The organism is Sphingobium yanoikuyae, from assembly GCF_034424525.1.
GTDB classification, from domain to species: Bacteria; Pseudomonadota; Alphaproteobacteria; order Sphingomonadales; family Sphingomonadaceae; genus Sphingobium; species Sphingobium yanoikuyae.
The window spans coordinates 1,981,783-2,006,562 of sequence record NZ_CP139979.1 but is presented as its reverse complement, the minus strand read 5'-3'; the positions used below and the strand labels follow the sequence as shown (position 1 = coordinate 2,006,562).

At 61.5% G+C, this 24,780-nt stretch carries 19 protein-coding genes and 1 pseudogene; 14 read left to right on the top strand and 6 right to left on the bottom strand.

Annotated features, from left to right (window positions below; genetic code table 11):
- Positions 1-96: 96 nt before the first annotated feature.
- The 3 genes from U0025_RS09275 to U0025_RS09265 are packed head-to-tail and all read right to left on the bottom strand — an operon-like array spanning position 97 to position 2,400.
- Complete coding sequence (locus U0025_RS09275; protein ID WP_234893157.1) at positions 97-819, bottom strand: SDR family oxidoreductase; 723 nt, start codon at positions 817-819, stop codon at positions 97-99.
- Positions 816-1,784, bottom strand: coding sequence for a quinone oxidoreductase family protein (locus U0025_RS09270; RefSeq protein ID WP_004207066.1), 969 nt, complete (start codon positions 1,782-1,784; stop codon positions 816-818). Before U0025_RS09270 ends, U0025_RS09275 begins: the two co-directional genes overlap by 4 nt.
- 49 nt (positions 1,785-1,833) lie before the next feature.
- Entirely contained in the window at positions 1,834-2,400 is a 567-nt protein-coding gene (locus U0025_RS09265) for a TetR/AcrR family transcriptional regulator (RefSeq protein WP_004207065.1), read from the bottom strand.
- A 531-nt stretch (positions 2,401-2,931) separates the two neighbouring features.
- Between U0025_RS09265 and U0025_RS09260 the strand changes: the two genes are divergently transcribed.
- The 11 genes from U0025_RS09260 to U0025_RS09210 all read left to right on the top strand — a co-directional run bounded on the left by U0025_RS09260 (position 2,932) and on the right by U0025_RS09210 (position 17,067).
- Positions 2,932-3,606 carry a TetR/AcrR family transcriptional regulator gene (locus tag U0025_RS09260; RefSeq protein ID WP_004207063.1) on the top strand — a complete coding sequence of 225 codons (675 nt, stop codon included), beginning with the start codon at positions 2,932-2,934 and terminating at the stop codon, positions 3,604-3,606.
- Positions 3,607-3,725: 119 nt separating this feature from the next.
- A complete protein-coding gene (locus U0025_RS09255; protein ID WP_004207062.1) occupies positions 3,726-5,477 on the top strand; it encodes a PHA/PHB synthase family protein in 1,752 nt (583 codons plus the stop codon).
- Positions 5,478-5,480: 3 nt separating this feature from the next.
- On the top strand, positions 5,481-6,905 hold the full coding sequence (locus U0025_RS09250) for a bifunctional enoyl-CoA hydratase/phosphate acetyltransferase (protein WP_004207061.1): 1,425 nt from the start codon (positions 5,481-5,483) through the stop codon (positions 6,903-6,905).
- The gene (locus U0025_RS09245; RefSeq protein WP_004207060.1) at positions 6,902-8,095 is read left to right on the top strand and encodes an acetate/propionate family kinase; all 1,194 of its coding nucleotides are present in this window, start codon (positions 6,902-6,904) and stop codon (positions 8,093-8,095) included. Before U0025_RS09250 ends, U0025_RS09245 begins: the two co-directional genes overlap by 4 nt.
- Positions 8,092-8,865, top strand: coding sequence for an enoyl-ACP reductase FabI (fabI, locus tag U0025_RS09240; RefSeq protein ID WP_004207059.1), 774 nt, complete (start codon positions 8,092-8,094; stop codon positions 8,863-8,865). Before U0025_RS09245 ends, fabI begins: the two co-directional genes overlap by 4 nt.
- A complete protein-coding gene (locus U0025_RS09235; RefSeq protein WP_004207058.1) occupies positions 8,862-10,097 on the top strand; it encodes a phospholipase A in 1,236 nt (411 codons plus the stop codon). Before fabI ends, U0025_RS09235 begins: the two co-directional genes overlap by 4 nt.
- 19 nt (positions 10,098-10,116) lie before the next feature.
- Entirely contained in the window at positions 10,117-11,094 is a 978-nt protein-coding gene (locus U0025_RS09230; RefSeq protein ID WP_004207057.1) for an HlyD family secretion protein, read from the top strand.
- The gene (rbbA, locus tag U0025_RS09225; RefSeq protein WP_004207055.1) at positions 11,091-13,880 is read left to right on the top strand and encodes a ribosome-associated ATPase/putative transporter RbbA; all 2,790 of its coding nucleotides are present in this window, start codon (positions 11,091-11,093) and stop codon (positions 13,878-13,880) included. The genes U0025_RS09230 and rbbA overlap by 4 nt, the downstream gene beginning before the upstream one ends.
- Positions 13,877-15,004: an ABC transporter permease gene (locus U0025_RS09220; protein ID WP_004207054.1), complete on the top strand. Its 1,128-nt coding sequence runs from the start codon at positions 13,877-13,879 to the stop codon at positions 15,002-15,004. The genes rbbA and U0025_RS09220 overlap by 4 nt, the downstream gene beginning before the upstream one ends.
- Positions 15,005-15,037: 33 nt before the next feature.
- Positions 15,038-16,444 (top strand): efflux transporter outer membrane subunit, encoded by a 1,407-nt coding sequence (locus U0025_RS09215; protein WP_004207053.1) that lies wholly within the window; start codon positions 15,038-15,040, stop codon positions 16,442-16,444.
- Between the two features lie 281 nt (positions 16,445-16,725).
- Positions 16,726-17,067 (top strand): PAS domain-containing protein, encoded by a 342-nt coding sequence (locus U0025_RS09210; protein ID WP_004207052.1) that lies wholly within the window; start codon positions 16,726-16,728, stop codon positions 17,065-17,067.
- A gap of 31 nt (positions 17,068-17,098) precedes the next feature.
- Here the strand turns inward: U0025_RS09210 and U0025_RS09205 are convergent.
- The 3 genes from U0025_RS09205 to U0025_RS09195 all read right to left on the bottom strand — a co-directional run bounded on the left by U0025_RS09205 (position 17,099) and on the right by U0025_RS09195 (position 20,917).
- Positions 17,099-18,276, bottom strand: a protein-coding gene (locus U0025_RS09205) for an IS3 family transposase (RefSeq protein WP_086012816.1) whose coding sequence is annotated in 2 segments (ribosomal slippage) — positions 17,099-18,012 and positions 18,012-18,276 — 1,179 coding nt in all. Because the reading frame shifts where the segments join, the coding sequence is not laid out codon by codon here.
- Between the two features lie 243 nt (positions 18,277-18,519).
- Positions 18,520-20,010, bottom strand: coding sequence for a glycerol kinase GlpK (gene glpK / locus U0025_RS09200; RefSeq protein ID WP_004207049.1), 1,491 nt, complete (start codon positions 20,008-20,010; stop codon positions 18,520-18,522).
- Positions 20,011-20,041: 31 nt separating this feature from the next.
- Positions 20,042-20,917 (bottom strand): MIP/aquaporin family protein, encoded by an 876-nt coding sequence (locus U0025_RS09195; protein ID WP_228221667.1) that lies wholly within the window; start codon positions 20,915-20,917, stop codon positions 20,042-20,044.
- 181 nt (positions 20,918-21,098) lie between these two features.
- Between U0025_RS09195 and U0025_RS09190 the strand changes: the two genes are divergently transcribed.
- The 3 genes and pseudogenes from U0025_RS09190 (at position 21,099) to U0025_RS26110 (ending at position 24,557) form a co-directional block, all read left to right on the top strand.
- On the top strand, positions 21,099-22,628 hold the full coding sequence (locus U0025_RS09190) for a glycerol-3-phosphate dehydrogenase (protein ID WP_037490106.1): 1,530 nt from the start codon (positions 21,099-21,101) through the stop codon (positions 22,626-22,628).
- Positions 22,610-23,464, top strand: coding sequence for a DeoR/GlpR family DNA-binding transcription regulator (locus U0025_RS09185; RefSeq protein ID WP_279731739.1), 855 nt, complete (start codon positions 22,610-22,612; stop codon positions 23,462-23,464). Before U0025_RS09190 ends, U0025_RS09185 begins: the two co-directional genes overlap by 19 nt.
- 302 nt (positions 23,465-23,766) lie before the next feature.
- Positions 23,767-24,557 (top strand): annotated as a pseudogene (locus tag U0025_RS26110) (IS5 family transposase).
- Positions 24,558-24,780 lie beyond the last annotated feature (223 nt).

Below are 24,780 nucleotides of genomic sequence, written 5' to 3'. Positions count from 1 at the left end.
AATAGAATTGAGAGAATGCGCAGAACGTCAATCATGAGAAGGGCGCCCGGCAATTCTCGTCGTCATCGACCGAACTGCAGTATTTCGTGGCGATCGCTAGAGCACATACCCGCCATCGATCGTCAGACTGGCACCCGTCATGTAACCAGCCGCCGGGCTAATCAGATAGGAAACGAGCGACGCGACCTCCTCCGCTTTGCCGACCCGCCCAAGTGGAATGAGGTCGCGCAGGCGCGGAACCATCGCAGCCGTCAGATCGGTTTCGATCGGTCCCGGCTGGATGTTGTTGACCGTGATACGCCGGGGCGCGAGGTCGAGAGCGACGCCCTTGACCATGGTCGCGACGGCGGCCTTGGTCATGGCGTAGACGCTGCTTTCCTGCGAGCCAGTTCGAATAGCGGTGTTGCTGCCGATCGTGATCACGCGCCCGCCATCGCGCATCCGCGCGGTCGAAGCCTGGATGGCGAGGAAGACGCCGCGCACGTTGACGTCGAGCATCAGGTCGAGATCCTCGAGCGTGAACGCCTCGATTGTCGCGCGGCGAAGGACGCCGGCATTGACAACCACGACGTCGAGCATGCCCAACCGATCGACCGCATGCGCCACTGATGCGGTGATAGCATCGGCATCGGCGCTATCAGCCTGAATCGCGATGGCGCTGCGTCCCAGGCCGTTGATCGCTTGGACAACCTCAGCGGCGCGATCAGGTTGCGAGACATAGGTCAGCGCCAGATCGAAACCATCTCCGGCGAGCCGGTTTGCGATGGCGGCGCCAATGCCACGCGATCCCCCGAACACCATGGCGACCCGAGCGCTCACGGGATCAGCACCAACTTTCCGGTGGTCCTGCGGCTCTCCATATCCGCGTGGGCCTTCGCCGCATCCGCAAGGGCATATTCGCCGCCGATCCGGACCTTGAGCCTGCCGTCCGCGACCCACTGGAAGAGCTGCGCGGCATGCTTGCGAAGCAGTTCCGGGGTATGGATATGGTCGAAGAAGACGGCGTAGCCGATCTTGATGCTCCTGGGCAGGCTCATGATATCGAGTGGCCCTGGCCCACCCAGCACCGGGCCATACCAGCAGAAGGTGCCCGACCGGCGCAGGACGTCGAGTGAACCCTGAAACGTTGTCGGTCCCGATCCATCATAGACGACATGGACGCCCTCTCCATCGGTCAGGCGCAGGGCCTCTTCGGCAAATCGCCCTTCCGTATCGACAATGACGTGGTCGGCGCCCGCCTCCCGGGCGGTGGCGACCTTTTCTTCAGATGAGACCCGACCGATCACCTGGCCGCCGCGCAACTTGATGATCTGGGTCAGGAGCAGGCCAAGACCTCCTGCCGCAGCGTGAACGAAGGCGATATCACCGGGCAGGACCGGATAGAAGTCGGTCGCGAAATGGCTGGCGGTCAGCCCCTGCATCATGATCGAGGCCGCCGTTCGATCGTCGACCGCATCGGGAACCGGCACCAGCGACGTTGCCGGGATCGCGACCCGCTCAGCATAACTGCCGGGCGCATAGACCCAGGCGACACGCTGGCCGGGCTGAACAGCCTCGACGCCTTCGCCGACTGCCAGAACTCGACCGACGCCTTCGACGCCCAGGATCTTGGGATTGGGCATGTCAGTCCAGGCAATCCCCTGACGCACGCCGATATCCATGAAGTTGACCCCGGCAACCGCGATCTCGACCAGCGCCTCGCCCGGCCCGGCGACAGGCTCCGGTCGCTCGATCTGCTCCAGCACCTCGCGGCCACCGGTCGCGGTCATCACCACTGCTCGCATGTCTTTCTCCTATCTTGAATGATCGTTCAGTAATTGGTCAAAAAAGGGGTCAGCGCAGCGCGCGCATGACCATCTCCTGCAGGGCAGCCAGGGTTGATCGGTCGGCGCCGCCACGCCCGGCGACGCGGATCCCGGCGATATTGGCGATCAGGAATTGCGCGAGAGCCTCGGGATCGAGGCTGGCTGCAACATCGCCCTCACGCTGCGCGTCGCGCATGCGCGAGGCGATGGCCATGTGCAATGTCCTGCCCAGTGCTGCATGGATATCGACAAGGTCCGGCCGCGATGCGCCGAACTCGCAGGTCGAGCCGACGCCGAGACAGGGCGTGGCTGCTGTCTCCACGACGCGCCGCAGCATGGCCCCGATCCCGTCAATGGCGCGCGCGCCGCTGCGAAGCGCCTCGAAATGCGCCGCGCATTCGCCCATGCCGTAGCGCCGCACCGCCGCGCAATAGAGCTGCCACTTGTCGCCGAAGGCCGCGTAGAGGCTCTGCCGCCCAATGCCCATGGCGTCCACGAGCATCTGCGCCGAACTGCCCTCATATCCATGCTCGCTGAACACGGTGATCGCACCGTCCAGGGCAGCATCCGTGTCGAATTCCCGAGGTCTTGCCATAGGTCATGTATAGCGATTCGGGAACGATCGTTCAAGTATGGATACTCGGTTTCCGTGCGACATCCTCAGCGGGAAGCAGCGACCGTGGCGCCTCCCGAGACGGACGAGAGTCGGCTAGTTTCGCTGGGCTTGGGTTCGCCCGGTCGCCGCGAGGATGAAGGGATAGCCCGATGACCTCGGCCGCTGCGTTACCTCTTCGAGCGAGGCGAAGCTCGGGGCGTGCGGGCTTCAGCTTCCGCAGCCTCTCCACTCTGTTCCATATTCTTGAGATCGCGCTCAATGCGGAGCCGCGAGGCGCTGCAGTTCGGTTATGAACTCGTCGCCCCGGCGGCCCGGTTGTGATGGGAGCGAGCACTGCGTGGTAAAGGTGTCTGATCGACGCCAGGCGTCGCGATCACTCACCAGCGGGACTGCCGTATTTTCAGAGGCGCTTCGCCCATCCTCTGCTGATCGTTCGATTTTTCGGCCGAACAGGCATTGTGCAAGTGCAACCCATAATATATGTTCAATTGAACATATCATGGAGTCTACATGCCGACAGAGGTCGCCATTCATCCTCTCCCGTCGCCCCGAGGCCGCAGGCAGAAGGATATGGTTGGTGGCAGACAGGAATTGCTGGCGGCTGCCATCTGCGCATTTTCGCATGACGGGTTCGAGCGCGCAGATCTGAGAGGAATCGCATCGGCCGCTGGCGTCAGTCAAAACCTCATCCGCGTGCATTTCGGAAGCAAAGCTCAACTCTGGAAAGCCTGCCTGGAAGCGATAACACAGAGCACGACCGGAATAATCGCGGAAATTTCCAAGATTTCCTCAGACGATAGCCGTTCGGTTCATGACCGACTTTGCGACGCGATTACGCGCATAATCTATTTTTATTCGGACCATCCCTATGTGAGGGATTTTGTCGTTCGGCACGCAGCGGATAGGTCTGAGCGGTCGACATTGGTTACGGAACAACTGATCCATCCTGCCTATGAAAGTTGTCGGACGCTTTACGAGGCCGGAATCGCTCAGGGCATAATCAGGGCCAGTCACCCTGCGCTCTTTTTCGCGTTGCTGAGCGCCGCTGCCAATCAACCCGCCAGCTTTCCTACTGTCCTGCGATCGCTTGCTCCCGAGATCCCTGAGGACGCCGCCCGAATTCTCATCGCAGAGACCATCGTCGAGACTTTGCTCCACGGCGAGCCATGCGCTCCGCCGCGGTGAACCTCAAAGGGGAGGTACTTAACCTTTCTGCAGGCTGCCGAGCGCCTGCGCAAAGAAACACAGCAGAGGGACTCGCCTGCTCGCAGGCGTTGCCGCTCTGCCGCCGCAGGAGATTGAGCATGTCGATCGATGAACACCAAACCGACCCCCTCGACGGCCTCGCCGAGACGCTCGATCACGCAGCGGCTGCGATGGTGGCTCAGGCAACGCATGGCCTGTCTCCCGCAACGCTTGTTCAGGCATGGTCGGACTGGGCGCTCCATCTCGCCATCTCTCCGGGCAGGCAGTTGCAACTGGCTACCAAGCTGGGTCGCAAATATATGCGACTGGCTGATTATGCAGCCCGGCGCGCCGGCGATCCCGACACCCTTCCCGCAATCGAGCCGCTGCCCCAGGACCGCCGCTTCGACGACCCTGCCTGGCGGGAACAGCCCTATGATCTTCTCGTGCAGGCATTTCTGCTGACCCAGCAATGGTGGCACGCCGCCACGACGGGCATAAAGGGCGTGGACCGTCATCATGAAGACATGGTTGCGTTCGCGGCCCGCCAAATCCTCGACATCGTCGCGCCGACGAACATTATCGCGGCGAATCCCGTGCTCCAGAAGCGGATCGTCGAAACAGGCGGGCGCTGCCTCATCGACGGCATCGAGCATCTTTTCGAGGACATGAGCCGCCTTGCACGAGGGGAATCACCGGCGGGAGTTGAGGCGTTCCCGGTTGGCGAGACTGTTGCCGCGACGCCAGGAAAGGTCGTCTATCGCAACGAACTGATCGAACTGATCCAGTATGAACCGACGAGCGGGATGGTCCATCCGGAGCCGGTGCTGATCGTGCCCGCCTGGATCATGAAATATTATATTCTCGATCTTTCGCCGGACAATTCGCTGGTCCGCTGGCTGGTGGGCCAGGGTTACACGGTCTTCGCCATCTCCTGGCACAATCCGGGCAGCGCCGACCGCAACCTCGACATGGACGCCTATCGACGGCTGGGCGCGATGGCAGCGATCGATGCCATCCACGCGATCTGCGGCGACGCGCATATCCACGCGCTGGGTTATTGTCTCGGGGGCACATTGCTGTCCATCGCCGCAGCCGCAATGGCGCGCGATGGCGACGACAGGCTGGCGAGCGTCACCCTGCTCGCGGCCCAGACCGAGTTCAGCGAACCCGGAGAACTTGGCCTTTTCATCGATGAGTCCCAGCTCAATCTGCTCGAGAACATGATGTGGAGCCGGGGCTATCTCGACAGCAGCCAGATGGGCGGTGCGTTCGAGATTCTGCGTTCGAACGATCTCGTCTGGTCGCGGATCCTCACCGAATATCTGATGGGCGAGCGTGCGCCCATGAACGATCTCATGGCGTGGAACGCCGACGGCACGCGCATGCCTTATGCCATGCACAGCCAGTATCTGCGCCGTCTGTTTCTCGATGATGATCTGGCCGAAGGCAAATACAAGGTCGACGGCCGGGCTATTTCCCTGTCGGCGCTGCGCAAACCGATGTTCATCGTAGGAACCGAACGCGACCATGTCGCGCCGTGGAAGTCGGTCCACAAGATCCACATGCTCTCCCCGGCCTCCATCCGCTTCGTGCTGACAAGCGGCGGTCACAATGCCGGCATTGTATCGGAGCCGGGCCACAGGGGGCGTCGCTACAGCGTGCTCGATCGTGTGGAAGACGGCCCCGTGCTCGACGCGGAGGAATGGCTTACGCGCGCCGAGCCGCATGAGGGAAGCTGGTGGACCGCCTGGGGCGAATGGCTGGTCGACCATTCGAGCGAGCCCGTCCCGCCTCCCCCGATGGGATCGCCCGACAAGGGATATCCCGCGCTCTATCCGGCACCTGGCCACTATGTGAAGGAGCGTTGAGCGATGGCCGGTCCAGCGATGATCGAAAACCGCACCTTCGATGAAATCGAAGTTGGCGACACCGCATCGGTCACACGAACGCTCGAGCCGGAAGACATTCAGCTTTTCGCCCTGGTGTCTGGCGACGTCAATCCGGCTCACCTCGACGCGCAATATGCCGCGACCGACATGTTCCGCCACGTCATTGCCCACGGCATGTGGGGCGGCGGCCTCATCTCCGCCGTCCTCGGAACGCAACTACCCGGTCCTGGCACCATCTATCTGGACCAGTCGTTGCGCTTCCGCCGCCCCGTCGCACCGGGCGACACGATCACCGCCTCGGTCACCGTCGTCGAGAAGCGTGCGGAGAAGAAAATCCTGATCCTCGACTGCCGCTGCGCCAACCAGCATGGCGAGGATGTCATCACTGGCCAGGCCCAGGTGATCGCGCCCGGCGAAAAGGTGCTGCGCCCGCGCGCGGAGCTGCCGGACGTTCGCCTCAACGATCATGACAAATATCGCCGGCTGATGGAGCTTGCCGGTGGTAGCGATCCGGTCCCGACGGCGATCGTGCATCCTTGCAGCGAAGCCGCCATCACTGCGGCGCTCGATGCGGCGCAAGCCGGATTGATCGCCCCGATCCTCATCGGGCCCGATGCGAAGATCAAGGCCGCAGCCACTGCGGCCTCGCGCGCGATCGACGGTTTCCGGATCGTGCCGGTGGCGCACAGTCATGCCGCAGCGGCCAAGGCGGTGGAACTGGTGCGCACGGGCGAAGCGCAGCTCGTCATGAAGGGATCACTGCACACGGATGAACTGATGGGCGCGGTAGTCTCTTCCGCTACAGGCCTTCGCACCGAACGACGGATCAGCCATGCCTATGTCATGGACGTGCCTGGCCGGCCGACACCGCTCATCATTACCGATGCCGCTATCAACATCGCCCCCTCCCTCGAGGAAAAGGCCGACATCATCCGCAACGCCATCGATCTCGCGCATGTGATCGGCATGGAGGCGCCCAAAGTCGCGATCCTCGCTGCGGTCGAAACCGTCAACCCGGCAATGCCTTCGACGCTGGATGCGGCGGCGCTCTGCAAGATGGCGGATCGCGGGCAGATCAGCGGCGGCATTCTCGATGGACCCCTCGCCTTCGACAATGCGGTCAGCGAGGCCGCGGCCAGGGAAAAGGGTATCGTTTCCGAAGTTGCGGGCCATGCGGAAATTCTGGTCGTGCCCAACCTCGAAGCCGGGAACATGCTGGCCAAGCAGCTCACATTCCTGGGCGGCGCCGACGCGGCCGGTATCGTGCTTGGCGCGCGCGTGCCGATCATCCTGACGAGCCGTGCCGACAGCCTGCGCACGCGTCTCGCGTCCTGCGCAGTGGCGGTGCTGATGGCGCGCGCCGTGACGCCGGCAGCCCCTGGATTGCCCGGGGGCAAGAGTGCATGAAGGCGGTCGTCAGCCTCAATTCCGGCTCGTCGAGCATCAAATTCTCTCTCTTCGCCATGGAGCCGGGAGGCAGCCTCCAACTCGCGGCCGGCGGAAAGATCGAGAAAATCGGGATAGTGCCAGCGCTGAAGGCCCGAAGGACGGACGGTACGATCCTGCTCGATCGCACCTGGCCGGATGGCGCAGGCCTTACCCACGCCGACTTGCTGGCCGATCTTTTTTCCTGGGCGATGCAGCATCCACTTGAAGGCTATGAGATCGCCGCCATCGGACACCGCATCGTCCATGGCGGCACAGAATTTTCCGTCCCGCGGCGCATCGATTCTGAATTGATCGACAAGCTGGAAGCACTTTGTCCGCTGGCGCCCCTGCATCAGCCCCATAACCTGGCTGCCGTCCGGGCGATCACCAAGCTTGATCCCGACCTGCCTCAGGTCGCCTGCTTCGACACCGCTTTCCATCATGACAAGCCAGCCCTCGCCTCTCGTTTCGCAATCCCCCGTGCGCTTCACGACCAGGGCATCCGTCGCTACGGTTTTCACGGCCTTTCCTATGAATATATCGCCCGGCGCCTCGCCGCGATCGACCCGGCGCTGGCCTCGGGCAAGGTCATCGCCGCACATCTGGGCAATGGCGCGAGCCTTTGCGCCATGGCGGCGGGGCAAAGCGTCGACACGACCATGGGGTTCACCGCGCTCGACGGTTTGATGATGGGCTCCCGCTCGGGCAGTCTCGACCCCGGTGTCGTGCTGCATCTCATGACGCAGATGGGCATGGGCGCCAAGACGATAGAGGATATGCTTTACAGGCAATCGGGCCTTCTGGGCGTGTCGGGCATTTCCAGCGACATGCGCACGCTTGCCGCGAGCGACGCACCCGAAGCGAAAGAAGCGATTGATCTCTTCGCCTGGCGGGTAGCCCGTGACACCGGCGCCCTTGCCGCTTCGCTGGAGGGTGTGGACGGGATCATCTTTACTGCTGGCATCGGCGAAAATGACGCGGGCATGCGCAGTCTTATTGGTCGCCGGCTCCAATGGCTGGGCCTTGAGATCGATGATCGCGCCAATGCTGCAGGTGAGACGCTGATCAGCGCCCCCGAGAGCCGGATCAAGGCCCTCGTCATCCCCACCGACGAGGAACGCATGATCGCAATTCACACGCTCAGCCTGCTGCAGGAGACCGCCCAATGACACCGCTTGTAGATCTGACCGGCAAGCGCGGCCTCGTCATCGGGATCGCAAACGAACATAGCATCGCGGCAGGATGCGCGGAGGCATTTGCCCGGTGCGGCGCCCGGCTTGCCGCCACCTATCTCAACGAAAAGGCAAAGGACTGGGTCCAGCCTGTCGTCGACCAGCTCGGCGTCGAATGGACTGCGCCGTGCGATGTACGCATCCCCGGCGAACTCGAGGCGCTTTTCGGCCAGGTGCAAGAACGCTGGGGTGGCCTCGATTTCCTGCTGCACTCGATCGCCTTCGCGCCGAAGGAGGATCTCCACGGTCGGGTGGTCGACAGCAGTGCGCAAGGCTTCTCGACGGCGATGGACGTGTCCTGCCACAGTTTCCTTCGCATGGCGAAGCTCGCCGAACCGCTGATGGCAACGGGCGGATGCCTGCTTTGCGTGACCTTCTATGGTTCGGAGCGGGTGGTCGAACACTATAACCTGATGGGTCCCGTCAAGGCGGCCCTGGAAAGCGCAACGCGCTATGTCGCCGCGGAACTGGGCGCCAAAGCCATTCGGGCACACGCTATTTCACCAGGGCCGATTGCCACCCGCGCCGCAAGCGGAATCGACCGGTTCGACGAGTTGCTCGATCGGGCTGCCGCGCAGGTTCCCGCAGGAAAATTGGTTGACGTAAGCGACGTCGGCGCGCTGGCCGCCTTCCTCGTCAGCGATGCCGCGAAGCGGATCACCGGCACGATCATTCCGGTCGATAACGGGCAGCATCTTTTCGCGTGATCGTTCGGGCTGCCCCTCTTGCCCTCGCAGCCAGCGCCGTACTGGCGTCGCAGGCGCACGCGCAAGCTGCTCTGGAGTATGTCGTCCAGCGCGCAGGCAACCGCGATCAGAGCGGACATATCCTTGTCGATGTGCGCGTTCTCAATGCCGGGGCGGCCGCGCAGGAGGTTCGCCTTCCCGACGAGGTTGCGGCCGATCTGGTCAGCAACGGCACGTATCGAAAGGTCTGGCTGCAACGAGGCGAAAAACAGGCTGCGGTTCTGACGATCCGGGCCAATGGCTTTGCGGCGGCGCGCTACCGGATCGACTTTCAGGACGTCATGGACGGCGCGGCCTTGTCCATTCCCTCCTGGTCAACGCAGCAAATCCTCCTGACGATCGGCGTCGATCCTGAGGCCGACCGCTCTGCCCCGGTCGCCCTGACTGCCGCGCCCTCGCTCACGCCTCCGACCTCTCCGCAGATATCGCCAGACTCCGTCACACCATCGCCGACAGACCGAACCCGGGGCAATGCTTTCATCCCCAATCTCTCGGTCTACGAACCGATCTATGCGGTCTATGGCCCCGGCACCAACACCGACGCACGCATCCAGATCAGTTTCAAATATCAGCTGTTCGGAAATCGAGCGCGGATGGACCGCTCTCCCTCGCTGATCGACGGCCTCTATTTCGCCTATACCCAGCGCATGTTCTGGGACGTGGCGGCGAAATCCTCGCCCTTCCGCAATATCGATTATCAACCCGAGCTCTTCTATCTCTCGCCTGCCCTGCCCGTGTCAGATAAGGCAACGATCAGCGGCCAGATCGGCCTTCGCCATGAGTCCAATGGACGCGATGGCGCAGCCTCGCGCAGCCTCAACATGCTCTATCTGGCCCCGATGGCCGGCTTCTCGCTCGGCGAGGACCGAAGGCTGACGATCGCGCCGCGGCTGTGGCTCTATCTCGGAAACCTTTCGGACAATCCTGACATTCGCCGATATCGCGGCAATAGCGGGCTTTTCATTGAGGCCAGCGAGGATGATGGGCTGCGCGTCTCGGCTTCTACCCGTCTCAACCTGGGTAGCGGCAAGGGAGCTCTGACCGCCGAGCTCTCCTACCCGTTCCGGCGTATCCTGGGCGGAGGCCCGGACTTCTATCTCTTCGGCCAGGGCTTCACCGGCTATGGCGAAAATCTGCTCGACTATAACAAGCACGTGACGCGCCTGCGGATCGGCGTGGCGCTCGTGCGATGAACGCTCAAGGAGGTATAGCGTGAAGCTGCGGGGCCCTATCGTCATTCCCATTCTGGCCGTCGTCCTCATCGCCCTGGCTTTCGGGCTGTGGTGGATGTTTGGACGCACCGACAAGCTCCCCGATACCATCGTGCGCGGCAACGGCCGTCTCGAGATGACGCGCACCGATATTGCCGCCAAATATCCTGGCCGCCTGATGTCGCTTGACGTCCATGAAGGTGATCTCGTCGGGGCGGGGCAGGTCATCGCCCGGCAGGATGATGTAGACCTCAAAACCCAACTCGCCGGAGCGCTTGCCAAGCGCGAACAGGCAGTATCCGCCCTCATGCGCGCGCAAGGGGAGCTCGCCGCGCGGGACAGTCAGGCTCAGCTCGCCCGCATCGACTGGGTCGAGACCGGCAAGCTGCGGGAGCGTGACATGGTCTCGAACGTCGAGCTGGAGCAGCGTCGCCTGGCCTTGGGTGCTGCGCAAGGTGGCGCCCAGGCGGCGGGCGGCGGTGTCGGCGAGGCACGCTCGGCCATTGCCCAGGCCGACGCCCTGATCGCGCAAACCAGAGCCGGCCTTGCCGACCTGCGGATCATCGCACCGACGCCCGGGCGCGTCGAATATCGGATCGTCGAGCCTGGAACCATGTTGCCACCGGGCGGCAAGATCGTGTCGCTGGTCAATGCCGAGGATGCCTGGCTCACCATCTTCCTGCCCGCTTCGGTCGCCGGCAAGATCAGGATCGGCGACGAGGCACGCATTCTTCCGCAGGGTTTTGGCGACGCCATTCCCGCGCGCGTCAGCTTCGTGGCGCCCGATGCGCAGTTCACGCCAAAATTCGTCGAGACGGCCAGCGAACGCGAGAACCTGTCCTACCGGGTGAAGCTGCAGATCGCGCCTGATCTCGCCCGTGGCCTGGACGGAAGGCTGAAAGCCGGCATGACGGCGGACGGGTTCGTGCGCACCGATACGCGCCAGCCCTGGCCCGACCTCACCAAGATCGACAAATGATCCCGCCCGCTCAGATCCTCCCCGAAGAGGCGATACGGATCGAAAGCCTTTCGCATCGATATGGCGGTATCATCGCCCTGAACGAGGTTTCGCTCTCCCTGCCCAAGGGGAAGACCACCGCGCTGGTCGGGCCCGATGGCGTAGGCAAGTCGACGCTGCTCGGCCTCATATCCGGCGTGAAAAAGCTGCAAACGGGACGTCTTTCGGTTCTCGGCTTCGATCTCACCGAGCGTCGCAAGCGGGAGGAGTTCCTTTCCCGCGTCGCCTATATGCCCCAGGGGCTTGGTCGCAATCTCTACCCGACGCTTTCCGTCCGCGAGAATATCGACTTCTTTGGTCGCCTCTTCGGACTGTCTGCAGTCGAGCGGGAAGCGCATATGCGGCGCTTGCTGGACGCGACGGGGCTTGCACCCTTTCCGGACCGGCCCGCCGGCAAACTTTCGGGCGGCATGAAGCAGAAGCTGGGCCTGTGTTGCTCGCTGGTGCACGATCCGGATCTGCTCATCCTCGACGAACCCACCACGGGGGTAGACCCTCTTTCACGACGGCAGTTCTGGGAACTGGTGGATGCGATGTGCGCGGAGCGGCCGGACATGACCGTGCTGGTCTCCACGGCTTACATGGAAGAGGCAGAGCGCTTTGGCCACCTCGTGGCGATGGACGATGGCAAGGTGATCGCGCAAGGGGATACGCGCGAGATCATGCGTGACGCGGGCGCGGATACGCTCGAAGCCGCCTATGTTCGCCTGCTTCCGCAAGACAAGCGGCCATCGGGCGACGCGCTGGTCGTGCCGGCCTGGCAGGACAAGGGCGAAGCGCCGGCAATCGAGGCGCATGATCTGACGCGGCGCTTTGGTGATTTCGTAGCGGTCGATCATGTGAGCTTTCGCATCGGACGCGGCGAGATATTCGGTTTTCTGGGCTCGAACGGCTGCGGCAAGACCACGACCATGAAGATGCTGACCGGCCTGCTCGATGCGACGGACGGAACGGCCAGCCTTTTCGGGCGGCCGATCGCCCCCGGAGACATGGAGACGCGCATGCGCGTGGGCTATATGTCGCAGGCCTTCTCGCTCTATGAAGAGCTTTCGGTTCGCCAGAACCTGGTCCTTCATGCGCGGCTCTATCGCGTGCCACGCCAGCAGGCAGGCGAACTGGTTTCGGCCGCGCTTGCCCAGTTCGAGCTCGAAGCCCATGCCGATGCCGTTCCCGCCGCTCTGCCGCTCGGCATACGGCAACGCCTGCAACTCGCCGCCGCCTGCCTCCATCGACCCGAGATCCTGATCCTGGACGAGCCCACGTCCGGCGTCGATCCGGCGGCGCGCGACATGTTCTGGCGCCATCTGATCCGCCTCTCGCGCGATGAAGGGGTAACGATCTTCGTCTCCACCCACTTCATGAACGAGGCGGAACGGTGCGACCGCATATCGCTGATGCATCGCGGGCGGGTTCTGACGGTCGGCGCGCCGACGGAACTCACACAGCGATATGATGCGCAGCGGCTCGAGGATGCTTTTATCGCTGTCCTCGAGAAGGATAATGACGAAGCGCCGACTGCTTCCGCCCATCTGCCGGTCGATGCTTCGGTCGCTTCGTCCACTCCTGCCGCCGGTGCGCGATCGACGGCTCCCGGCCGGCCGCGATTACCAACCGCTGCCGGCAGCTGGCCGGGCTTCGCCTGGGCCTTTGCCCGGCGCGAAGCGACCGAACTCATGCGCGATCGCATCCGGCTCGCCTTCGCGCTGATCGGCCCGATCATCCTGCTGTGCATTGCAGCCTACAGCATTTCCTTCGACGTCCAGAATATCCGCCTTGCCGTTCTCGATCATGACCGCAGTGCCGCCAGCCGTGACCTGCAACTTTATTTTGAAGGGTCACGCTATTTCCGGGTTGAGCCCGAACTTGCGAGCGACGCGGCCGCCGATCAGGCGCTGCGCGAGGCATCGACCAAGATGGTGCTGGACATACCCCCCGGCTTCGGACGCGATCTGACCGCAGGGCGGCGGCCCGCGGTCGACGTGCGGATCGACGGCGCGAGTCCTTTCCCCGCGTCGAATGCCCGCGCTTATGCCGAGGCTGTTCTCCTTCGCTACGCAATGGACCAGTTGCGGTCCGCGCAGCCCTTCGCTGTGCCTGATCTCTCGTCCACAATCGAACCGCGCTTCATCTACAATCAGGAGTTTCGCAGCATCTACGCCATGGCGCCGGGCGTCCTGATGCTCTGCATGATCCTCATTCCCGCGATGCTGACGGCCCTTGGGGTCGTGCGCGAAAAGGAAATCGGCTCGATCACCAATCTCTACGCTTCGCCGGCGAGCCTGGGCGCATTCCTGGTCGGCAAGCAGATGCCCTATGCCCTTCTTGCGATGATCAGTTTCGTGACGCTGATCCTGGTGACTGTCTTCATTTTGGGAGTACCGCTCAAGGGGTCCTTGCCGGCCCTTCTGATCGGCGGGTTCCTCTTCATTCTGTCTGTCACCGGGCTGGGGCTGATGATCTCGGCCTTTGTGCGCTCGCAGGTCGCCGCCATCTTCGCGACATCCCTCATCTGTCTTATTCCGTCGGTGAACTTCTCCGGGCTCCTTTACCCCGTTTCCACCCTGACAGGCCCGAGCCATATCATCGGGCTGACCTTCCCCTCCTCCTGGTTCCAGATCGTCAGTCTCGGCACATTCACCAAGGGTCTGGGCATGGCCAGTTTCGGCCAGGCCTATCTGGCCCTGATGGCGCTCGCATTCCTCTTCGTGGGCGGCGCACGCCTGATGCTGGGAAAGCAGGAGAAATGACGCGCTGGATTCTCAACGTTGCGCTTCTGAGCGGCAAGGAACTGCGCAGTGTCATGAAGGATGTGACGCTGATGGCGCTTATCCTCTTCGCTTTCACCGTGGCGATCCAGCTTGTTGCGAACGGGGTACGCGCAGAGGTCATGAACGCTTCGGTCGCGATCATGGACGAGGATCATTCCGAACTGTCGCGCCGGCTGCGCGATGCCATCCAGCAGCCCTATTTCAAACCACCCGAGGACATCGAGCGATCCGCGATCGACCCTGCGATGAACAGCGGAAAATATATCTTCGTCATCGAAATCCCGCCCCGCTTCGAAGCCGATACGCTCGCGGGCCGGTCGCCTTCCGTCCAGATTCTCGTCGACGCGACCGCCATGACGCAGGCGGGTCTGGGCGCTGCCTATTTCCAGCAGATATTCGCGCAGGAAACGCTCGACTTCCTCCATGCCCGGGGCCTCCTGGAGGCGCTGCCGGTCCAGGTCGAAAGCCGGATGCATTTCAATCCCAACGCCCAGTCGGCCTGGTATACCTCGGTCATGCAGATCGTCACCAACGTGACGGTGCTCTCGATCATCCTCGTCGGCGCGGCGGTGATCCGTGAGCGTGAGCATGGCACGATCGAGCATCTGCTGGTGATGCCCGTGCGCGCCAGCGAGATCGCCTTCGCCAAGATCCTTGCCAACGGCCTCGTCATCCTGCTGGCCTCGATCGCGTCCCTCTGGTTCGTCGTTCATGGCGTTCTGGGCGTGCCGCTGACCGGATCTCTCCTGCTCTTCACTGCCGCGATGTTTCTCTACCTCTTCTCGGTCACCTCGCTCGGCATGTGGATGGCAACGCTCGCGCCATCCATGCCGCAGTTCGGGCTCTTCGCAGTGCCCGTCTACGCCATCGCTTATCTGCTCTCGGGAGCGGCAACGCCGCTCGAGAGCATGCCCTCGGCGATCCGGACGATTGCGCTATGTCTGCCGACCACCCAGTTCGTCAGCCTCTCCCAGGCGATCCTCTATCGCGGCGCGGGCGTGCGAACGATCCTGCCGGAACTCGCGATCATCTGCGGCTCGGGCGTGTTCTTCGTGGCGATGGCCGTCAGCCGCTTCCGTTCGATGCTCTCAAGGCAGGGCTAAAGGTCATAGATGACATCACCCAGGAAAATCAGAATGCATAGCCAATTGCTTCCTCCATCGCTCGCGCTGCTGCTCACCGCTTGCGCCAGCGTCCCGAACACGCCCGCGCACGCGCCACGCATCACTCCGCCCAATCGCCTGGATGCGGCGGCGGCGAACGACGCGGCAATAACCGGGACAGACCGCTGGTGGACGGCGTGGGGCGATCCCGCTCTTGATGCGCTGGTCGAGAAATCGCTCGAAGCAAACGCCGATATCCGCGCTGCAAAGGCCCATGTCGCCGCCGCGCGTGCGCTAGTCACTGTCGCGGAATCGGCGCTTTATCCTACCGTTGCCGCAAATGGCACAGCGTGGGCCAGTCAGAGCGATGCCGGGATCGATGACAAGTGGCAGGCCATGCTGCCGTCGCTGTCCGGAAACAGCGGCAGTGGATATCTGGTGGGTCTTGGAGCCACCTGGGAGGCTGACCTGTTCGGTGGACGCCATGCCGACGCCGAAATGGCGCGCGCGCTTTCCGAAAGCACCGCACGAACGGCCGATGGCGTCAGGCTCATGGTCGCCGCCGATGTCGTCGAAAATTATCAGCAGCTGCAGGGGCTGAGGCGGCGCCTCGATGTCCTCGATCGCAGCGAGGCTACGGCCAGTCGCCTTGTCGATTATGCGGCCGCCCGGCAGCGGACGGGCGCCGCGACAGCGGCCGATGTCACCCGCGCCCGCAATGGACTGGAGGCGCTGCGCGCCTCCCGCCCGGCCCTCACATCCCTCGTCGATGCGCGCAAGCGGCGACTGGCCGTGCTGGCGGGCGACGTCCCCGAACAGGCGCCGGATATGGTCGCCTCCGCCACTTTTGAGACGCCAGATGCGCCCACCGGGCAACTTCCTTCCGACATTCTTGATCGCCGGCCTGATGTCGCGGCGCGATCATGGCTGGTGAACGCGCGTGCGGCGCGCCTCAAGAGCCTGAAGGCCGATCTGCTTCCGCGCTTCGCCATCCATTTTCTGGGGCAGAACGGGCATATCGAACTGGGCGGCCTGCCGGGCTATGGCGGAACCGGAGGTCTGGTCGGCCTTTCCGCATCGATGCCGCTTTTCAATGCCGGAAGGTTGCAGGCCAGTGTCAAGGCGGGCGATGCCGAACTTGAGGCTGCTCTCGCCAATTATGACCAGGCCATGCTGTCGGCGCTCGAGGAAGTTGAATCCGCTTATGGTTTTCGGGCGGGGCTGGACGAACGCCTGGCCGGGCTTATCCGTACATCCGACATGGCCCGCCGACGCGCCGACCAGCTGGCGATATTGTACGATGCCGGACGCACGCAGTTGGGCGATGTGTTGCAGGCCCGATTGGATGCGCTCTCGGACGAGGACAAGATGGAACAGACCCGCATCGCACAAGGAACGGCAACCGTTCAGCTCTATCGTGCGCTGGGGGGCGGCTGGTAAGGTTGCGCCGGGCCGCTCGGCCAGCGTCGAGGTCTGCTTTTCCGCCTTTTGAGGGCCACGCAGATCGACGAACTCAGCTGACCGATCACGACAAAATGCAGGTCGCTGAGTGACGCTGCAGGATCAACCTCATGATGTGACTGGGAAAAATGCGGCCTCGTATCAATTTTCCAGTCATCAATTAGGTGCCAGGCACAGTGGAATAAAATCTAAAGGTCAACTGTGCTATTCCTGCTTTAGAGCTATGAGAGCGCGCATGCGCCGAACAGAATAGGTGAGCCATGAAGGAGTTTCTCGAACGTGCGGCGAAGGCAGGTGCATTGTCGTTTCGTGACTTGCATATCATTCTCGATGCTCTACCGATCCCCCTTTCCTGGGCTACCTTGCCCGAGGGAGAGATCAGATTTCTCAACCGGGCATTCACGAAAACCTTCGGTTATCCGGAAGGGGCATTCCCAACTGTCGACGACTGGATCGACGGTGCCTATCCGCGTGAACATCATAGGAAAGAAACCCGCCGACTTTGGAATGATCTATGGCTCGCGCGCGCCGAGGGCATATCGGAAATCGATGCTTGCGAGATCGAGATATTATGTGCGGACAAAACGATCCGCACAGCCTGATCTGCCCCCACCGAGTGGACCGATTGGTTTGTTAGTGGATTAAGCCCATCGCCGCCATATTCGGACGGAGGTGGAGCGAAGCGGAACCGGAGGCCGGATATGGCGGTGTCGCCGTTTCCGGTGCCGGCGGTCGGTAGCCCAAGCTGCTGTGAGGGCGAACGGTGTTGTAATGCCGCCGCCATGCCTCGATCAGCACCTTGGCCTCAGCGAGGCTGTAGAAGATCTCGCCGTTGAGCAGTTCGTCGCGAAGCGATCCATTGAAGCTTTCGTTATAGCCATTCTCCCATGGTGATCCCGGCGTGATGTAGAGCGTCGTCACGCCGATCTGCCCCAGCCATTTCTGGACGGCGGTCGCGATAAATTCGCTTCCGTTGTCGGACCGTATATGTACCGGAGGACCGCGAGAAATGAACAGGTCGGCCAGCGCCGCCAGCACATCCTCGTGTTTGAGCTGCCGGGCAACGATGAGTGCCAGGCACTCCCTGCTGGCCTCATCGATGATGGTCAGGATCCGGAACTTGCGGCCATCGTGCGTGCGCCCTTCGACGAAGTCGTAGGCCCACACATGCCCGGGATACTCAGGCCGTAGGCGGATACATGATCCGTCGTTGAGCCACAGGCGTCCCCGTTTGGGCTGGCGCAGCGGGACCTTCAGTCCTTCGCGTCGCCATATCCGCTCGACCCGTTTGTGGTTCACCGTCCACCCCGCATGGCACAGCAACGCCGTCACCCGGCGGTAGCCATAGCGACCATATTGCTTCGCCAACGCGACGATGTCCTCCGTGAGCGCCTGTTCGTCATCCGCCCCACGCGGCACCTTGCGCTGTGTCGATCGATGCTGCCCTAGCACCCGGCATATCCGTCGCTCGGACACTCGGATCGGCAAATCTTGTCGCAACTGATCGATGCAGCGCCGCCGCCGCGCGGGGCTTAGAAGTTTCCCTTGGCAGCTTCCTGCAAGATCAGCTTGTCCAACGTCAGATCCGAAATCGCCCGGCGTAGCCGCTGGTTCTCTTTCTCCAGATCCTTCATCCGCCGCGCTTGGTCGGTCTTCAGGCCGCCATATTCCTTGCGCCAGCGATAGTATGTCTGCTCGCTGACTGCGATCCGGCGGCACGCCTCTGCTGTCGAGGCTCCCTGCGCCAGCACAATCTCAGCTTCACGCAGCTTGCCGATAATCTCTTCCGGCCTGTGCTTCTTGCTCGGCATTCATCGTCCCTTTCGTGGTCCAGACTATCATAGTCTCTGGGCCACTCAGCGGGGGGCAGATCATATCACTGACCTTGCCGCTGCTTCGGGTTCAAGGGGGCTCGCTCAAAACCAGCATTGTTTGCAGGCCGAGACCAGCGTGTTGATGGAGGTGCTGCGCAATCATGGCGACGAAGTGCGACGACGCGTCCGATATCAGATTAGTATGCCACCCTTGAAGCATTGCTGGTTCCGATCGTGTTGCTAACGCAACGTACGGCGAACTGCATCTTGCCATCCGGCGACGAGCGTTTTGCGTTCAAAATTCGCCATTTTCGGTTCAAAAATCTGTCCCTGCGTCCAGGTTTCGGCCAGAGCGTTGAGATCCGCCCAGAGCCCTGTCGCAAGGCCCGCATGAAAGGCAGCGCCAAGCGCTGTCGTCTCAAGATGAACGGGCCGCTCAACCTTCGTTTCGAGCATGTCGGCAAGGAATTGGCAAAGCCAGTCATTTGCGGCCATACCGCCATCGACGCGCAGTTTGGCAGGGGCTGCGCCGCCATCTGAGACCATCGCTTCTGCAAGATCCATAGTCTGGTAGGCGACCGCCTCAAGCGCGGCGCGAGCGAGATGGGCCTGGGTCGCGTCAAGCGTCAGGCCAAAAATCGCACCACGCGCATCAGGATCCCAGTGAGGCGCGCCAAGTCCCACAAAAGCCGGAACCATATAGACACCATGACTGGAGGGAACCCGCGTAGCCATATCGTTCGTTTCACGAGCATGCGTGATGACGCCGATCCCGTCCCGCAACCATTTCACCGCCGCGCCAGCAACGAAAATCGAACCCTCAAGAGCATAGGTCATCTGCCCGTTCAGGCGATAGGCTGGTGTCGTGAGGAGGCGGTTATTTGATTCCAATGCCTCGGTACCCGTGTTGAGGAGCATGAAGCAACCGGTGCCATAGGTCGACTTCGCCATTCCCACGCCAAAGCAAGCCTGACCGAACAGCGCGGCCTGCTGATCCCCGGCAACACCGGCAATGGGGATTGCTGCGCCCAGAAGCGCAGCGTCAGTCGTGCCGAAATGATGCGCATTATCATGCACCTCGGGAAGCACCTGCATCGGCACACGCAGCAGACGACACATTTCCTCATCCCAACGTTGCTCGCGGATGTTGTAGAGCATCGTCCGACCAGCATTGGTCACGTCCGTGGCATGAACCTTCCCACCCGTCAGGCGCCAGATCAGGAAACTATCGATGGTGCCAAACGCAAGCTCACCCCTTTCAGCGCGCTCTCTGGCGCCGCCGACATTATCAAGAATCCAGGCGAGCTTGGTGCCCGAAAAATAGGGATCGACGAGAAGGCCGGTACGCGAGCGCACTTCCGCCTCAAATCCTTCCTCTCCCTTGAGTTCGGCGCATAGCCTGGCGGTACGGCGATCCTGCCACACGATGGCGCGATGGATCACCTTCCCAGTACCGCGCTCCCAAACGACCACTGTCTCGCGCTGGTTGGTGATGCCGATGCCGGCAATGCCGCCGGTACCCACCCCGCTCTTCTCGATAGCTTCTTTGGCAAGACGGAGGGTGTCGCGCCAAATGTCCTCCGGGTCATGCTCCACCCACCCCAGGTCGGGATAATGTTGTTCGAACTCACATTGCGCGCTTGCAACGGGACGCGCGTGCCTGTCGAACACGATGGCGCGCGTCGATGTCGTGCCTTGATCGATGGCCAGAATGTGCACAGGCTGAGGCATTAGGCGGCTCTCCGGGCTTTTCTTCAAAGGTTTACTTGACAGGCATGTCCGTATCGCCCGGCGCACCTGACTTGCTTCGCGAAGGTAAATATGGCTTGACGGCAATTTGATAGAGACCAGCGCCGAGCGTTCCACCAAGTAACGGCGCGGCAATCGGGACCCACCAGTAATTCTCGGGACTTGGAAAAGCGGCCTGATCGTATCCGGCGAGCCAAGCCAGAAGCCGTGGCCCAAAATCGCGAGCGGGATTGAGTGCCCAGGCTTCCAGATATCCTGCGGACGCGCCAATGGTCGCGACCAGCAGACCGATCATGAGAGCGCTCGAATTCGCCCGTGGCGCAACATCGTTGAACTCGTCCGTGATGGCGAAGATTCCCAGCAACAGGAGGCCGGTCAGGATCACTTCATCCCAGAATGCGTGGATCGGGGTGATATGTTCGCCGGGATGAGTGAAGAATACCCCTGCGGCGCCACCTGTCGCACGCGTCAAGCCATGGGCTGCATTATAAGCGTCAATCACCGGATGATAAAGTTGCAGCACCAGGCTGGCACCGATGAACCCACCTATCACCTGCGCTATCCAATAAGGCAAAATCTTGCGTTTGGGGAAACCACGGAAAAAAGCGAGCGCCAGCGTGACCGCCGGATTGGCGTGTGTTCCGGAAACGGCACCCGTGACATAGATCGCGATTGTCACGCCCAGCCCCCAGGCGATGCAAACGCCCCAATAGGCCTGAGCATAGGGACTCGGGTCATAAAGGGTGATCATGGCTGCCGCACCATCACCGATCAGGATTATGATCGCGACCGCCAAGGCCTCGGAGATGAGTTCGCCGATCAGGGCGCGGCGATATTCCACCTTCAAGTCTCCCCACGTTGGAACAATTTTCATCTGAAACTGCCCCATCTGCACACGCTTTCATATTAACGTCAACTCTTTCGTTTGCATTTTCGGTTTTGGCATATTATTTTCTATCGAAAGAAGCCTGGGAAAGATGCCCTTCGGATCGAACCAGGACACTTCCGCCGCCTTCCTATCGAGAGAAGATCGAATGACCGCATGCCCGCCCCCCTCTCCTGCTACCGGTATGCACGTCGAAACCTATGATTTGTTGATCGTGGGGGGAGGCGTGAATGGCGCCGGGATAGCACGCGACGCCGCCGGCCGCGGACTTTCGGTCCTGCTGGTAGAGCAGGACGATCTGGCCAGTTATACCTCCTCATCATCGACAAAACTAATCCACGGCGGGCTGCGTTATCTGGAATACTACGAATTCCGCCTAGTCCGAGAGGCTTTGATCGAACGCGAGCGGTTACTGGCTATGGCGCCGCACATCATGTGGCCGCTGCGGTTCGTCCTCCCGCAATCACTTTCCCCTCGCCCCGCCTGGATGGTCCGACTTGGCCTGTTCCTTTACGATAATCTGGGTGGCCGGAAGAACTTGCCCGGAACCGAAACGATAAACCTCGACCGCAGCCCGCGCGGGATCGGGCTCAAGCCCCAGAAGGGCAAGAAACGGGGCAAGGCTTTCGTCTATTCAGACGGGTGGGTGGAAGACAGCCGGCTCGTCGTACTTAACGCAATGGATGCGGCTGCCCGCGGCGCCCGGATCGAAACACGCACACAGCTAACGCAAGCACAAAACGAAAATGACGAGTGGATTGCAACGCTCGAAACGAAAGCCGGTACAGTCCGTCAGGTGCGCGCAAGGATGCTGGTCAATGCCGCCGGTCCATGGGTCGATAAGGTTCTTGGCCGCATCGGGCGCAGCAACAACAATCGCGGCGTGCGGCTTGTCAAGGGCAGTCATATGATATTGCCGCGCCTCTACGATGGCGACCATGCGTTCATGCTGCAGAATCCGGACCGTCGCATCGTCTTCGCGATTCCTTATGAAGGCGAATTCACACTGATTGGCACCACCGATGAGCCCTGGACGGACGAACCCGGCAAGGCTGAAATCAGCCAGGGCGAAGTCGACTATCTGTGCGCGACGGTGAATCGCTATTTCGAAAAGGAGATTACACCGTCCGATATCGTGTGGAGCTATGCCGGCATCCGCCCGCTTTATGACGATCATGCTGCCGACGCCTCTGCGGTAACGCGTGACTATGTGCTCGATTTCGAGAAACCCGAGAAAACACGGGCGCCACTACTCAGTATCTTCGGCGGAAAGATCACCACTTATCGCAAATTGGCTGAGCATGCGATGGAGCATATAGCTGAAGTGTTCCCAACTGCCGGGAAGGCCTGGACAGCAGGTGAACCGCTGCCCGGTGGAAATCTGCCGGGGCAGGACTTTGATCGGTTTGTGGCTGACCTGTCATCGCGGTGGCCGGACATGCCCTCAAAGTTGCTTCGCCGCCTCGCTCGGGCATATGGCACAGAAGCGATCCAGATTCTTGGCGCCGCAAGCGTTCCGGCTGACCTGGGCGAGGACTTCGGGGCCGGGCTCCACGCCGCCGAGATAGAATATCTGTTCGCGGCCGAATGGGCGCGTACAGCAGAGGATATTCTTTACCGACGCTCGAAGCTGGGCTTGCATGTGCCGCCTGGGACCGAGACTGAAATCGATGCCTATCTCAGCACACTTTCCCGGTGCGTCGCTTCGCTTTAGTGATCAGCAAGATCACAAGGAAACAGGAAGCAGGAGCAATGGAGCGAGGAACCGCGGCTGAAGGCGATGTCGTCGCAGCACGTCGAGAGCATATCCTGGAGATAGCCCGCAGCGCTGGCAGCGTTGCCGTTGAGGATCTGGCCGAGCGGCTTGGCGTAACACCGCAAACGATCCGCAAGGACCTGAACGTGCTAGCCGGACAGTCGCTGCTTTCCCGCATTCATGGCGGAGCGCTGGTGACCTCCGGCGTTGACAACCTGGCCTATGACGCACGTCGGACTGTCGCATCGAATGCGAAGGCTCGTATTGGGGCAGCAGCTGCCGCGCTGATCCCCAATGGCGCTTCCCTGTTCGTGAATATCGGCACCACAACCGAGGCTGTGGCTGCAAATTTTGTGCATCATCGCAACCTCATGGTGGTCTCGAACAATCTCAACGTCGTTGACACCCTTTCAGATCATCAGGCGATGGAACTTGTCTGCGTAGGCGGCAAGGTGCGCACCGGCGATCGTGCCGTGGTGGGGGCGCTCGCAATGCGCTTCATCGAAAATTTTCGCGTCGACTATGCGCTCATCGGCATCTCGGCGATCGACATTGACGGAAGTCTGCTCGATTTCGCGATCGATGAAGTGGAAGTCTCGCAGACGATCATCCGTAACGCGCGCAAGGTGATCCTTGTAGCTGATTCCAGCAAGGTGGGGCGCTCGGCTCCAGTGCGTGTGTGTGGAATGGATGTGATCGATTTCTTCGTCACTGATCGGATCGACGATCCGAAGCTCCGTTCCACATGCGAACGTCATGGCGTCAGTCTGATCGAGACCAGCATTACTTGCTGACCTTCCCAAGCGATAGCCCGGGTACACTTGGTTGCATGGCAATACGTCAAGTGGGCGAACAGCCTCCTGGGGCTGCTTCGGTGATGACCTTCAGAGGGACTGCGCCATCTTTCAGGAGCAACGGATCAGCCCCGACCTAGCCGATGACCAATGCCCTGCCCATAGTCTTTCGTGGCATGCATGCAAACGAGCGCCGCGACGCCCCCGCGCTTCAGGGTCAGGATCTGTAATTGCAGTTGCTAGGTTTCGTGGACAAAGGTTGACAGCAGGATCGGGCGTTGATTCAAGGCTGCCTTTTGGAGGTGGCGTTGGGCGAGCGTATTGGGCTGACGGAGGACGAGTGGGGGATCATCGGCACATTACTGCCATCTGAGCGTGGTCGTGGCTGTCGTCCAGCACAGGACAACCGGCTGTATTTCGAAGGCATGATGTGGATCGCCCGCACAGGTTCGCAATGGCGCCACTTGCCGGATGAATATGGCAAGTGGAACAGCGTTTTCCGCCGCTACCGGCGCTGGGTTACGACCGGGGTGTTCGAGGCGATGCTCGAGACACTGGGCGAAATGGTGGCTCGTGATGCCACTGCGGACATGATCGACAGCACCGTGGTCCGAGCACATCATTGTGCCGTCGGCATAAAAAAGGGACTCAGGAAACCGAGGCGCTTGGCCGATCGCGAGGCGGATTCAGCACAAAGCTCCACGCCCGCTGCGATGCCAAAGGCCGACCGCTCGGCTTTGTCCTGACGCCGGGCCAGAGCCACGATATCCAAGGCTTTGGCCCGCTGTTCCGTTTGATTGCTCATAAGATCGAGGCATTGTTGGCGGACAAGGGCTACGATGCAGATGCCATCCGCGAGGAATTGGCCAATGCTGACGTTGAGGCTGTCATTCCCGCCAAAAGCAATCGGCGCGATCCAATCCCACACGATCGCGAAAAATACCGTTGGCGCAATCTTGTCGAACGCCTCTTCAACAAACTCAAGAACTGGCGGCGTATCGCAACTCGATACGACAAAACCAAAGAGTCCTACCTCGGCTTCGTCAATCTCGTCTCAGCCCTGCAATGGATACCCTTTGTCCACGAAACCTAGGCGGTGCCGATCGTTTAAGGTTCTCATGGATCTGGCCGAACTGGAGCTTGGTCGTGCTGTATCGGGTCTCACAGAGGCGAACGTTGCATTGACTCGGTGCGGGCTTTGAAACAACTGACTGCCTTCGCAGATCGTTCGTCCCTGCGTTCCCTCTGCGGACACCGCCCTCGGATCAGCTTTGACGCTGCACCGCTGGCAAACTGGTTCTATCCTACCTCACGCC